A 13603-nucleotide genomic window follows, 5' to 3' on the forward strand; every position below is an offset into this window, starting at 1 on the left:
CAATCGTTTATTATGCAAATACACTAATTTGTTATGTTAATGTGATTAATATAACAAGCAAACTTATTATATATAAGCAAAAGGCTTCATATCAGCGCATGACAATCATCATCATTTTTATTAAAAATAGAGCCGGGTAGAAACATCAAATAATGTTTCTACCCGGCTCTACAATTAAACCGAAATCTATTTATCTAAATTATTCTGATTGCATGTCGTTAAGTATACGAAAATTGTGCAGATGAACAACGAAGTAAATGAACATTGCCAAAAGCGAAACAATGCCGACACTCACTAATACGATTACCTCTGTTGATATCGAACCACCAATCATAATTGTCTCACGCAAACCATTAACTGAGTACGTCATTGGTACGAGTGGATGTAACCATTCGTAGAACTTATTTGATAGCTCAATTGGGTAAGTTCCTGCTGCAACACTTAGTTGCAAAACTAACAATACCATTGAAACAAAGGCACCGGCTTTACCGAACCACATATAAATTGCTGTCACTAACGCTGCATCGACATAACTCGTCAACAGCATGATTAACATCGTTTGTCCTGGGTTTACCGGATCCATTCCTAAGATCCAATCACTCAGTGCATAAAGCGTCACTGCAGCCATGGTTGCAATACCAAATAGAATTAACATCTTTGAACCGAACCATGCGCCCAACGATGAAACTTTTCCTCGTGGTGACACCATATCAAGCATCAGATTAAGTGCCATCATACCAACAAACATTCCCACAGAGAACATATATGGAACCATACCAGTTCCATTATTAGGTACCTGATCCTTCTCTGTATGCGATACCGTCGCTGGTGAAGCCATTTGTTTGAATGTATCCTTAGTACCCTTCAATTGATCGGCTTGTTTACCTGCTTTGCCTAACTGATCAGCAAGGGTCGTATTACCCTTATTCATCTCAGTCAATGCAGGACCCATTTGTTTAGCTGCGTCTGCCAATTGTCCCGATCCATCACTAATTTGGCCGGCACCACTAGATAGTTGACTGGCACCACTATTCAACTGACCGCTCATGCCAGATAGTGTTTGCAAACCATTGTCTAATGTTTGCGCACCGTTAGCCAATTGACCAACGCCACCACTCAATTGTTGCGCACCTGACTGTAGGGTTGCGACACCGTCATTTAATGTAGCTGACTTGCCTTGCAATGTCTGAAGACCATCACTTAATGTTTGCGCGCCACCTGATAATTGGCCAACTGCTTTTTGTACATCAGGTACTTTATCATTAAGCTGTTGTGATCCAGATGCTAGTTGATCAACCGCATCTGGCAACTCTGCCATTTTGGTTAATTGATTATTTACTTGATGCAAATCTGTATTCTTAGCTGATTGGGCTAACTCAGTCAACGTTGCTTGATGTTTCTGGGCAACCTCTTCCAACTGCGTCACATTTGACTGCAATGACTTTGCATGTTCAGTCATTGTGGCTAATACTTGCGCAGTTTGTGTATCACTTTGTTTACTTACTAATGATTTAACAAATTTTGCTTTTTGTTCATCAGAAATATCAATGTCTGCCTCTTGCATAGCTGCATTCACATTATTCGTTAACGTATCTTGATCGGCTGCGTTAGCCTTTGCCAAATCCTTTAAATCTGATTGTAAGGTATCAAACTGACTATTAATTGTTTGATCATCAGGCAATGCTGATTTTGTATCATCAACAACACTCGATATTGCCGAGACCTGTTTTTGAACTTTGGCTAAGTTACCTTTAACATCATTATCAACCATTTCCTGATTTAACTGTGACAACCCGTCATTCAGCTTATTCACACCATTAGCAAAGGTTGGTATTTGTTGATCCAACTGGTTCAATCCCGTTGAAAGTGTCTGACTACCATCAGCTGCTGTGCCGACAGCTGCTGTATATTGTTGTGTTCCTTGACTTAACTGGTCAATACCACTAATCAACGTTGGTGCTTGTTGGTTCATCTGATTCAATCCATTAGCTAATTGTGAACTACCATCACTAGCCGTACCAACCGCAGACGTGTATTGACCTACACCTTGCGTTAAAGTTTTCGCGCCATCTTCAAATGTTAATGAACTACTTGCTAGTTTTTCAAGATTAGTCGTGACTTGATCACTACCAGATTTTAAGGTATTTGCCCCGTCTGCTAACTTCTTGTTGGCTTTACCAGCTTTGGTCATGCCATCACCAGCTTGCTTCATTTCTTTAAAAATGGTCTTGGTGTATATCTTCGTGACTTTGTCAGAAATCTGATTACCAATTTTTTGAGCACCTGTTTCAGATAATTTACCGGCAATAAAACTATGTCCTGAACTTGTTTCATATTGCAGTTTCATCTGTTTTGGTGTTTTGTCCAATAAAGTTGTTGCATGCGCTGAAAAATTCTTTGGAATCGTAATAACAGTATAGTATTTACCACTATCTAAACCTTTTTCAGCAGCTTTTTCTGATGGGAATTTAAAATTCATTGCATCAGATTTTTCTAATTCATTTTTTAAATCATGTCCAACTTTTAGCTTTTTACCTTGATAAGTAACTGCCTGATCCTTGTTAACAACCGCTACCGGCAATTTACTCACTTCACCATACGGATTCCACAGTGATCCTAAAAAGGTAACCGCATATATAGATGGCACAAAAAACAATACAAAAATGACTAACATATAAAACTTGTGCTTTTTTAGCCACTGCCATTCAGATTTTAGCATTGCATACCCTCCTTCTTAGTAAAATATTGAACAACTTGTTGAATATTTTATCTACCTGCATTATATTAATGCTAATAGGGAGTTAGTACAATAGACAATTTTTAACACGTTGTTCAATAAATGGAGTAGAAATTATGAGACAAGCAGAACGTAACGCAAGAACGCAAAAAAATATCAAACGATCTTTTATTCAGCTGATTGAAACGAAAGGTTTTACAAACATTACCGTATCTGACATCACGCGGGATGCCAAAGTAAGTCGTGGCACATTTTATGTACATTATACGGATAAATATGAATTATTGTCTAAAATTGAAGACGAGTTGATTATGAATATTACAGCTGCCTTGAAAGATAATCTCAAGGAACCGTTAAGTAATGATTCAACTACTGATAGGTCAGGGGCAACCTATCGTGTGTTTAATCAGGCACTGGAATATGTAGATGGCGAACGGGCAGCCATGCATGCTTTATTTTCAACTAATGGTGATCCACAATTTTTCTCACAAATAAAAGATGTGGTAGATAATCTTTTTACTATGCAACTTCAGAAAAACGAGGGCCATTTTTCTACTGCAATACCCATTGATTATACAAAAGAAATTGCCATTAATAGCATTCTCAATATCGTCCGTCATTGGATCGATAAAGAGAATCCAGAATCACCTGAAGAACTCGCTGAAATTTTGATGCGGAGTCGTTTTATGGCACCGCATGACTTAATTGCCTTTGACTAGATAACAACCGACGTGAACAGAATAATACAAATGTAACTTTAGGTTATGACTGTATTGCTCTGTTCACTTTTTATTTCTATTACTATTAACTAATATGTATGTAAACTAGACTTAAGTCCGTTCAAAAAGTATTTAAAATAATTCTTAAAATCTTCAAATTTAATTTTGTAATTTTTTTGTAACCTTGAAACCCCATTGTCACGGTTTCTATCAAAAGAAGCGCTTTAACAAAGTAATGATTTTCCATTTTTCGTAATTAGCATTTGTGAAAAAATATCTTACAATAAATCACATCAACTTATAACGATATATAAAGGGCGGTTTTCTATGCGACTAATTGGCAAAAAAATATTCATCTATCCGGGAATTATATTGAGTCTACTATCAGGCGGTATCGCTCTTAATTCGGGACTAGCCTTTTTTAATGCACAATCGGTCCAAGCAGACACTACTTCGCAACAATTAGTAGACTTACTTGATCCTACTGGTGCGGCGAATACGCACCTATTAGCATCAAATTTCTATTTGAAAAACTACCAATCAAACCAATATTTGAGTGATCAATCAGGTTCACCAGCCATTACAGATAAACCCGCATCAGGATCACAATCACTATGGACTGGAAACTATATGACTTCCGGCCATTATCAACTAACCAATGAAAATAGTCAAAAACTATTAACTAGCGGCGCTGGCAATGCCATCAACTTTTCAGATACAAGTACTGACAAATCAATTACCAATAACCAATGGGAATTACAATCTGTTCCTGCCAGCAACGTTGCTGGTAAGAAAAATATTTATCTAATTAAAAATAAAGATACTGGCCAATATTTAGCACAAGACAATGACAAAACTCATGTCGTTTCATCAACTAGTCATGGTAAGTCAGCTTATTGGGAATTAGATCCACAAACAATGGACAAAGTATCTCAAGTATTTACGACCGACGGCTTCAAATCGTTGACTTCAGATGAACAAACTGGTCTGTTCAACTATACGTCTGCAGCAAGTTCTCGTTCAGCTCATATGCGTGGCGTTCTGAAGGGTGTCGCAACCGATGAATTTTTCAATGAATCAGTTAGTGATCAAGCTGCCGCATTACGGAAAGTGCTAGATAATGGCGGTTCCCCACAAGTTAATCGTGGTGTAAATGCTGAATCAACCGGCTATGAAACAACCTATAAACTATCTAAATCAACCGCCACAACTTATTCTGAATACTCTAAAGATGGAAACGTAAAAGGTTATCGAACAGCCGTTACTTTAAACAACTCGATAACAGAACAGCCACAACAGGTAATCAATGTTTATACAACCGAGGCTAGTCAAGCCAAAGAAATCGCCAAAGCTTATGCAGTGATTCCATATAAATTTAGACAATATATCACTAATGTGTTCCAAACTAATAATGATGGTAACACTTTTAATACAGGTAAAGATATGATGGCAATTCGTATGAATTTCCTACCTAAAAATGGTCAGATTGCCATGACTGGTGCCCATGAGCTCGGACATAGTTTGACATTCAATGACCCTAATTCTGACGATTATTCACATACACAGGAATGGACTGACGCAGTCAAAGCCGATGCTGCTGCTGTTTCTGACTATGGATCTTCTAATGAAGATGAAGGATTTGCAGAATTCACCCAACTAGTTATCTCAAGTTTGGGTAATTCACATGACATGCAAGCTATCCAAACAATGTATCCTCATCGTTGGGCAGCTTTCGAAAAGTACTTTAATAGTTTGAACGGGGATAATGCTTTAGAAAAACTCTATTCTCCTGTTTCAACGCCATTTAACGAAACAAATTGAAAGGCTGAAAGATAAACAGCTTCATTTCAGGATATATATAAAGAGGTTGGGACCAAACAACGGTCCCAACCTCTTTGTGCTAAAAATGCATTAATTATAACGATGCCAAGAAATGTTGCCAATTACCTTCAAGTTGTGCTACCAACTGCGACAGAGAGATTGATTGGATATCAGCTACCTTTTGATAGACTTGCTTTAACAATCCGGCATACTCACTAGTAGTTACTTCTCTTTTTAGGACCCACCGAAAACTCTCTAGACCATCCGATTCAATAAACATCTGCGACAAGGGTACCTTCTGGGCAAAAGTCTGGACGACCTCATCGGTTAAGACATCTGGTCCAATCGAAAAATAACTGTTTGGTCGCGCCAGGTACGCCGATTGTAATTCAGCAGACGAATACCAATGTATAAGTACTGTTAAATCAGGTAATTCATTGATAATATGCAAAATTTCAGGCTCGCAACCTTTGGTATGCAAGATCACTGGTCGCTGGCTATCATTCGCAACATGCAATTGTTGCAAAAAAACAGGCCTTTGGACTGACAACGGCACATCAGTCCATTCCGTATCTAAACCAATTTCGCCGATAATTGCTACCTGCGATAATAGCTGCTCATCGATTTTCTGTCGTTTTGACTCCCATGGATGAACACCATAACTTAATAACTGCTGATGCCCCGCATATTGTTCATTAAAACAATATTCTGCCGTTGTCGTTGCATTTAAAATAGAAGCAACCTGAGTACGTTGCTGTTCCTTGATAAAGTCGGCATCCCCATCACTATGACTGTGCATGTCAATTAACATAATTTCCTCCATACAAAAAAACTGGAACATTTCTTTTGTCCCAGCCCAATCGCACAACCATCACATATATGATGACTGTGATAAATCTTCCAACGACTCCAAATGGTAGCCTTTTCTAGATAAAATTTTGATAATTTTTGATAATGAGCCTTCGCTAACAGTATCGGGAAGTGTAAACAAGAGTCGCGTTGTCCGCGGATTTTTATCTGGATCTAACGTCATCGTTGACGAAATGGTCGTATATCGCGAAATGATATGGACAGCTTTTTCTAAACTACCCCGCTCACCATCAGATACCACCGTCAAGCTGTATCGGCCCTTATTAGTTGCCCAAGAGTCCGCTAATAATCGCATCATACGACTATGTGTTAAGATTCCCATAAAGTGATTATCTTTATCCAATACCGAAACAAATGGTAAATCCTTTAGTGTAAAGAATGCTTCATAAAAAGTTGCTTCAACACGTACAAACTTCGTCATATTCCGCATATAACTTGTCACTGGCACATCTAAATCGCCACCTTCAATTATATGGTGATATATATGCAGCTTATAAATGGCCCCTCGAAACAATTGTCCACTTTCGTCCAAAATAGGAATAGCCCGAAAGTTGGAATGATCAAAGATATCTAATGCATCTTTAAGTGTTGCATTTTCACTGAGCGTTGTTAACACGTCTCGAGATTTCACCAGTGTCGTAAGCATTTAGACAACTCCTATCCTTAGTTTCTAATCTAATTATAATACCACGAAACCTTTACTACTGCACTATTTTCTGACAATCGTAACCTAAAATTCACATTAAATGAGAAAATTAGGGACTTTGTTATTGTCGCAGATGACCTTTAAAGCAGACTATAAACCGTAATTACCACTTAAAAAAATTTCGTAACAAGGCGCACCAGACAATAACTTTTTGAATATATCCAACTATATTAATTTTATGATGAATAGGTGTAAGATAGTTTTATGGTTATGAACTATCACTTTATCATCAACTTGATTGATGTAAAAAATAATTATTAAGGAGCTAAACCTATATGCTATCAACCTTTTTCATCTCACTAAATAGTGTCTTGATTATTATTACTGTTATTATTATCGGCTTCTTAATTGGTAAATCAAGAATTGTTAGCCCAAATTTCATTAATGATGTATCGACAATCGTTGTGAATGTTGCCCTACCTATTTCGGTATTTATTTCTGCGCAAAACTATATCACAAGGCAAAATTTTAGTACACTTTTGATTGGTTTCATTCTATCCATGATATCAATTGGTACTTGTTTTCTGATTGCTATTCCTATCGGACGTGCATTACATTTACAGAAAGATCGCAAAAGTCTATTTACCAACGCCTTCGTTAATGCCAACACCTTGTTCGTTGGATTACCTTTAAATATCGCTTTGTTCGGTAATAAAAGTTTACCCTACTTCCTAGCTTATTTTGTGGCCAACACGATTACGACCTGGGGAATCGGGGTAAAATTAATTTACAAGGATAACCCGGACGCAATTGCCAACTATCCAACGAGTCTCTGGCGACGTTTCATCAACTTTTTCACGCCGCCAATGTGGGGATTTGTTATCGGAATTATCTGTTTCTTCGTTAATATAAAATTACCGGTAGACGGCTTTTTATATCAATCATTTAACTACGTTGCTAATACAGTTACCCCACTATCATTAATTTTCCTTGGTTTACAATTAGCAAAAACAAAACTGGCAGCCATGAAGGTTGAAAAGATCGACCTAATTGCCCAATTCGGAAAATTTATTATGGCACCATTAATGATGTCACTGGTATTATGGGTCAATCAATTACTTGGTTGGGTCACTTTACCAGACTTATTTACCAAAACATTGTTGATTCAATCAATCACACCCATGTTAACGGTCCTACCAATGTTAGCTGAGCAAAATAATATGGACGTTGAATTTTCAACCCGTGTTTTAACCGAAAGTATTTTCATCTTCCCATTTGCGGTCGTACTGATTATGCTCGTTATTTAACACTAACTATCAATAGAACCGCCAGTCTCACAAGAGATTGGCGGTTCTATTTATCTACCAACATGTATTAGTTCTCAAACTGACAGCACAAAGAAATAATCCATCTCTGAATGTTCTGCCTGTTTTAATGGCGCTGTCAATTCGGTGAAGCCATATGCTCGATAAACATATAGTGCTGATTCAAGTTTATGATGCGTTTCAAGATAAACTTGCTGATAACCAGCTTCCTTTGCAAATTGCATCACTTTATCCAGTAATTGGTAGCTTAAATGATGACCTTGCGCTTTTTCAGCCACATACAATTTCTGCAATTCAGCCACTTTATTTTGTGAATCATAAGTTGCTATCCCGGCACCACCGACTACCTCCTGCTGATCATTGAGCGCAACGAAATATTGACGCGCTTTACTTGCTTGATAAAAATCACTCAAATGCGCAAGCTCCGGATCAAAATAAGCAGTACCCGGTATATCTAGTTGATAGGATTTTAACAATTCCTGAATCAACTGTTTCAAATATGGATCGTCATTTTTTTGAATGGGTCTAATCGTTATCACCTACAAACCTCCAATCCCTGATACTGCCAAAATCATCTAATCTTCAGCAGCTTCATCCTGCCAACCTTTGCATACGTTGATCCAACGTTCAGCCTGGGTATACTCGTCTAACTCTGATAATGATAATTCAACAGCGCTATGATCATCCCCCGCAGCTGGATAGACAATTTCAAAACGTTTTAATGAATCATCTAAAAAGGTTGTGACACCGTCTTTGGTCACAAACGGGCAAACACCACCTGGTGCGTGTCCGATATAATGCTCAACTTCATCACTATGAATCATTTTGGGGCGTTTATGAAACTCTTGCTTAAATTGCCGATTATCAACCTTTGCATCCCCCGCCATCACAATCAAAATTGGTTGGTCATCCACTAAAAATGACATGGTTTTGGCAATATGGGCTGGCTCACAATTTAAAGCATGCGCTGCCTCTAAAACGGTTGCACTAGATTCATCAAACTGTTTCACACGACTTTCCAAACCGACTTGCTTAAAATACTGATTAACTTTTTCAAAAGCCAAAATACTACCCCCCTACATATAAATAGTCATCAGTTTAGACTACCTAGATTAATTAGTAAAATAAAAGCCTTTTATATTGACGACACTTGCCCCGTGCGCCGAATAAATTCAGACGACACTGGGATATGCTGTACTTTTTTATTGATGACCAAATCAACTGCATTTTTACCAACTTCGTCATAATGGTGATCAATCGTTGATATATTCATTAATCGACTGACCACTTCATTTTTTTGTCCAACTATTGTTGGTATCGGTTGCTGCTGATTACGATAATATTGAAAAATCCCCGCCGCAATATTGTCACTATTAGCAAAAATAAAATCTGACGGTTTTGGTAACGACAAAAAATACTCAGCTGCCTGATAACCATCTTCATATCCCAAAACACCCGTTACCGTATATTCAGTTTTTGGTTTTTGATGAAAGACTTGTTCATAACAATCGACGGCTGCTTGTGTTGTCGGACTATGGTCATAATCACGATTCAAAGTTAACGCAATACCTTGAAAATTTCCTTTTTTGCCAATTCAAAAACATCATCATATGTTTTATTGCGCACCGAATAAGTAGCAGCCAATGGCACATCGCCAAGATTACGACAACAGACAATAGGACCATATTTTTGATACGATAACATCGTTTCAAGTGAAACCGTGTGGGATGTAAATATCAAACCATCATATCTTTTTTGATGGAGTTGTTCTAAATATTGCCGTTCTAATTCAGCATCATAATTGGTTTTTAATGCAATCACACTGTAACCAGCATTAAATGCTGCTTTTGTAATACTCGCAAATAATTGTGAAAAATAAGAATACTCAAAAAAAGGCACGACGACACCAATTGTTTTTGTGCGTCCAGTACTTAAATAACGAGCAATGGTGTTTGGTACGTAATCGACCTTTTCAACAACTCGTTGGATGGCCTGTGCTGCATTCGTTGAAACATAGCGATTTTTGTTAATATATCGTGATACGGTGGCCACTGAATACCCTGACAACCGTGCAATATCTTTAATATTAGCCATATGCTTCCCCTTACCTATTTTTTATGGCTGATGCAATAAAAAGTGCTCAATACCGTAAGCAACCCCATTCGCCACGTTAGTTTTTGTGACATAGGTTGCTGATTGCTGCACTGACATTGGCGCATTCCCCATGGCAATCGATGTCCCAACTTTATAAAACATTGATAAATCATTTTGCCCATCACCAAAAGCGGCTGTCTCCGCTTGCAATAGTTGTTCGCGAGCAATAATGTATGAAACACCGAAGGCTTTTTCCGCAATGTCACTCGTAATCTCTAAATGACTGGCATCTGATTGTTGTACATTAATTCCTGGTAAATCTAAATTCAGAATTGCTTGCTGAATCATATCCAATTTTGTTTCACTCAGATCAATCAACATAATTTTAAAAATACCATTTTGACCCTGCAGCGCAGCTTCTGATAAAGCTGCATATCGTGGAACTACCCCTGTAAATAATACCTCACGATCAATTTCTGCCGAGGCGTGATCGGCCAGCCAACTATCTTGCGTATAATAACTCAGGCTGACCGCTGGAAACATTTCGGCTAACCAATGAATTAACTTAATACTAGTGGCTGCTTCAATTGGATATGCTTGTAACACATGCATATCCCCCTCATCCATTTGATAAATCAAACCACCATTAAAAGCTACTTGTGGTGCCTGTAATCCCAAATCATGGATTGCAAAAGTCATTTCCTGCGGTGCACGGGCTGAAACCAAGGTCACTGGTATTTGCGAATTTTTAATGGCTGCAACCGTATCTTTAGTTACGACCCCTTTATCATCTAGTAACGTACCATCCATATCTAAAAAAATCTGTTTAATCATTCGGTTCTCCCCCACCTCAAATAATTCTTGCACTTATTTTAACCTATAAAATCATCTTAATGTTAAAAACAAATGAAATTATGGCAATATTTAAACGATTATACATGTTACAATACCTGACATACACACTTCATTATTTTCAGTAAAAGCTTATACTAAATCATACGGCCAATATTGGGGAGGAGAACAAAATGTCGATACACTTTAAATTCGCTGAAAAAGATGATTTACCAAAAATTGTGGCTATTTATAATCAAGTCATTAAGCTTAAAAACGTGACTGCCGATTTAGCCCCTATTTCAGTATCAGATCGTGAAACGTGGTTTGCTAATTCATCCCATGATAAATATCCGATTTGGATAATCACCGACGATAATAAAATCGTTGGTTGGTGTAGCTTTGAACCATTCTATGGCCGAGCAGCGTACCAGCATACCACTGAAGTTAGCATTTATATTGATGAAGCTACTCGTGGTAACCACATTGGTACCCAAACCATTCAGTTTTTGGCAACCCAACTGAAGCAACGTCATCTACAAAACATTGTTGCTTATGTTTTTAAACAAAACAATCCTAGTATGACCTTATTCAAAAAACAAGGTTTTGAACAATGGGGGCTATTACCACAAGTCGCTGAAATCGATGGTAATCATCTTGATTTAGCAATATTAGGCAAACATTTTGACTAATTTATTAATAACAAAAAAAGATTGGAACAAAAGAAAATGTTCCAATCTTTTTTATACTAAAAATATATTAATCATTAGCCCGTAAGCTTTATTTTTCTAGTAATTGTTGCACTGATTCTTCAACAGATAGGAATGATCGACCCAGATACTTTTCAATATCACTAGGTTCAACCGCTAGGCTACCACTCTTAACAATTGATTGTGAACCAGCTACCATATCAGCAACCTTTTGGGGCATTCCTGCATTGTCCTGCAAAAATTGTGATGCTGTTGCGACATCAGCATCAACAACTTCCAACTCTGAGCCCGTGGCAGATTCCACTGCTGTCGCTAATTGCTGATAGGTCATTAATGGATTACCCACTTCTAAGACCGCTGGGAAATCGAATTTACCAGATACGGCACGTGCACCTAATTTAGCCAGTTCGCTACGTAACGTCCAACCAGCTTTACCTTCACCACCTGCATGCACAAACTTACCAGACTTTAATGCACTCTGAATAAGGGGCAATTCATTTTCCAGATACCAATTATTACGTAAGAACGTATGTGAAATACCTGATTCAATAATTGCTTGCTCAGTATAGGCGTGTTCCTCAGCCAACGGACTAGTTGATGTATCGGCCTTATTAAAGCTAGTATAAGCAATGTATGATACACCCGTTTTCTTAGCTGCATCAACAACATTTTGATGCTGTGGCTTACGTGAACCAACTTCGCTACCCGAAACAAACAATAATCTATCGATACCCGCGAAGGCTTTTTCTAATGACTCTGGATCATCATAAGATGCAATTCTAACCTGAAATCCTTTTTCTCGTAGCGTAGCCGCCTTTTCTTCACTTCTAGCTAAAGCAAAAATTTCATCTTGTGGTACTAAAGTCTTTAATTCCTCTAAAGCGGCTGAGCCATAACCTCCTGTTGCGCCAGTTACTAAAATAGTCATAGACATAGTTCCTTTCTAATTTTGTATAACATTAAATATGCTTACTTTTTATAAGTTTATCGTAAAACACTATCAGTGATTAGTCAATTTTAGTTTTTACTAGTAATAGACGTAAATTAATCTATCTGCTAAATAAAATTGAACATATTAAATCTAACAATTTATTAATCAGCAGTTGGATAATCTGTATAACCAACCGCACCATTATTCACATAAATCGTCTCAGGATTAGGCTTATTCAATGGTATTTTATTCTTTAATCTTGCTACCAAATCTGGATTTGCCAACGCATAATTACCAACAGAAACTAAATCAGCAACATGATTATCCAAATCAACGGTCAACTTTTCTAACGACCGGTTTGCACGATTAACCATCAATGGGCCATCCCAATCCAACCGAACCTGATTAAGTATATCCTCATGACCAACATGCATCATATGCAAGTACGCTAAATGAAATTCATTCAATTGACTGACTAATGCGTGATATAACTCCGCAGCATGTTCACCTTCATTAACGCCACCTAATAAATTCAATGGTGAAACACGGAACCCCGTGTGCTCAGATCCAATTTCTTCAACCACTACTTGTGTTACCTCAATGGCAAAACGTATACGATTTGCTATTGATCCACCATATTCATCTGCACGTTGATTAGAATTTGCACCTAAGAATTGATGAATGAGATACCCATTAGCACCATGGATTTCGACACCATCAGCCCCCGCTTCAATGGCCATTGCTGCTGCATGTCGGTAATCATCAATCCCATGGTTGCGCGTTGTGCATAATATTCAGCTGCCAATGGGCCCGGTTCACCACTATCCAAGGCTCGGCTTCTAGTCATAGGTGCCATAACCAGACGATTATTTAAAACACTGTCACCAATTTTTACTGACGTCCATAATTCTGTCATAGT

General features: G+C 37.8%; 15 protein-coding genes. 4 read left to right on the forward strand and 11 right to left on the reverse strand.

Annotated elements, in window-relative coordinates; translation table 11 throughout:
- Positions 1 to 199 precede the first annotated feature (199 nt).
- A complete protein-coding gene (locus tag FFM62_RS04735) occupies positions 200 to 2719 on the reverse strand; it encodes a YhgE/Pip domain-containing protein (protein ID WP_115471076.1) in 2520 nt (839 codons plus the stop codon).
- Between the two features lie 134 nt (positions 2720 to 2853).
- Here FFM62_RS04735 and FFM62_RS04740 point away from each other — a divergent pair, with 134 nt between their 5' ends.
- Both FFM62_RS04740 and FFM62_RS04745 read left to right on the forward strand, forming a co-directional pair.
- The gene (locus tag FFM62_RS04740) at positions 2854 to 3456 is read left to right on the forward strand and encodes a TetR/AcrR family transcriptional regulator (protein WP_115471077.1); all 603 of its coding nucleotides are present in this window, start codon (positions 2854 to 2856) and stop codon (positions 3454 to 3456) included.
- A gap of 327 nt (positions 3457 to 3783) precedes the next feature.
- Positions 3784 to 5277, forward strand: coding sequence for an RICIN domain-containing protein (locus FFM62_RS04745; RefSeq protein ID WP_115471078.1), 1494 nt, complete (start codon positions 3784 to 3786; stop codon positions 5275 to 5277).
- A 94-nt stretch (positions 5278 to 5371) separates the two neighbouring features.
- Here the strand turns inward: FFM62_RS04745 and FFM62_RS04750 are convergent, their stop codons facing one another.
- Together FFM62_RS04750 and cbpA are read right to left on the reverse strand one after the other, a co-directional pair.
- Positions 5372 to 6088: a TatD family hydrolase gene (locus FFM62_RS04750; RefSeq protein WP_165845898.1), complete on the reverse strand. Its 717-nt coding sequence runs from the start codon at positions 6086 to 6088 to the stop codon at positions 5372 to 5374.
- A 60-nt stretch (positions 6089 to 6148) separates the two neighbouring features.
- Complete coding sequence (gene cbpA, locus FFM62_RS04755; protein ID WP_115471080.1) at positions 6149 to 6793, reverse strand: cyclic di-AMP binding protein CbpA; 645 nt, start codon at positions 6791 to 6793, stop codon at positions 6149 to 6151.
- A 335-nt stretch (positions 6794 to 7128) separates the two neighbouring features.
- Here cbpA and FFM62_RS04760 point away from each other — a divergent pair, with 335 nt between their 5' ends.
- On the forward strand, positions 7129 to 8100 hold the full coding sequence (locus tag FFM62_RS04760; protein WP_115471081.1) for an AEC family transporter: 972 nt from the start codon (positions 7129 to 7131) through the stop codon (positions 8098 to 8100).
- Positions 8101 to 8174: 74 nt separating this feature from the next.
- Here the strand turns inward: FFM62_RS04760 and FFM62_RS04765 are convergent, their stop codons facing one another.
- From FFM62_RS04765 to FFM62_RS04780, 5 genes are all read right to left on the reverse strand, one after another.
- Positions 8175 to 8657 carry a GNAT family N-acetyltransferase gene (locus tag FFM62_RS04765; protein ID WP_115471082.1) on the reverse strand — a complete coding sequence of 161 codons (483 nt, stop codon included), beginning with the start codon at positions 8655 to 8657 and terminating at the stop codon, positions 8175 to 8177.
- Between the two features lie 36 nt (positions 8658 to 8693).
- Entirely contained in the window at positions 8694 to 9182 is a 489-nt protein-coding gene (locus tag FFM62_RS04770; protein WP_115471083.1) for a YbaK/EbsC family protein, read from the reverse strand.
- Positions 9183 to 9253: 71 nt separating this feature from the next.
- Positions 9254 to 9673 (reverse strand): type 1 periplasmic-binding domain-containing protein, encoded by a 420-nt coding sequence (locus FFM62_RS10380; protein ID WP_261789488.1) that lies wholly within the window; start codon positions 9671 to 9673, stop codon positions 9254 to 9256.
- Between the two features lie 2 nt (positions 9674 to 9675).
- A complete protein-coding gene (locus FFM62_RS10385) occupies positions 9676 to 10212 on the reverse strand; it encodes a LacI family DNA-binding transcriptional regulator (protein WP_261789489.1) in 537 nt (178 codons plus the stop codon).
- Between the two features lie 21 nt (positions 10213 to 10233).
- Positions 10234 to 11046, reverse strand: a complete 813-nt coding sequence (locus FFM62_RS04780; RefSeq protein ID WP_115471084.1) for a Cof-type HAD-IIB family hydrolase — start codon at positions 11044 to 11046, stop codon at positions 10234 to 10236.
- 191 nt (positions 11047 to 11237) lie between these two features.
- Between FFM62_RS04780 and FFM62_RS04785 the strand changes: the two genes are divergently transcribed.
- Complete coding sequence (locus FFM62_RS04785) at positions 11238 to 11735, forward strand: GNAT family N-acetyltransferase (RefSeq protein ID WP_115471085.1); 498 nt, start codon at positions 11238 to 11240, stop codon at positions 11733 to 11735.
- An 88-nt stretch (positions 11736 to 11823) separates the two neighbouring features.
- Here FFM62_RS04785 and FFM62_RS04790 read toward each other — a convergent pair whose 3' ends face one another.
- The 3 genes from FFM62_RS04790 to FFM62_RS10285 all read right to left on the reverse strand — a co-directional run bounded on the left by FFM62_RS04790 (position 11824) and on the right by FFM62_RS10285 (position 13600).
- Positions 11824 to 12681 (reverse strand): SDR family oxidoreductase, encoded by an 858-nt coding sequence (locus FFM62_RS04790; RefSeq protein ID WP_115471086.1) that lies wholly within the window; start codon positions 12679 to 12681, stop codon positions 11824 to 11826.
- Positions 12682 to 12845: 164 nt separating this feature from the next.
- Positions 12846 to 13424 (reverse strand): oxidoreductase, encoded by a 579-nt coding sequence (locus FFM62_RS04795; protein WP_240005912.1) that lies wholly within the window; start codon positions 13422 to 13424, stop codon positions 12846 to 12848.
- Positions 13352 to 13600, reverse strand: coding sequence for an oxidoreductase (locus tag FFM62_RS10285; RefSeq protein ID WP_240005913.1), 249 nt, complete (start codon positions 13598 to 13600; stop codon positions 13352 to 13354). The genes FFM62_RS04795 and FFM62_RS10285 overlap by 73 nt, the downstream gene beginning before the upstream one ends.
- Positions 13601 to 13603 lie beyond the last annotated feature (3 nt).

Origin of the sequence: Weissella thailandensis (assembly GCF_005405465.1) — a bacterium.
Lineage (GTDB): Bacteria > Bacillota > Bacilli > Lactobacillales > Lactobacillaceae > Weissella > Weissella thailandensis.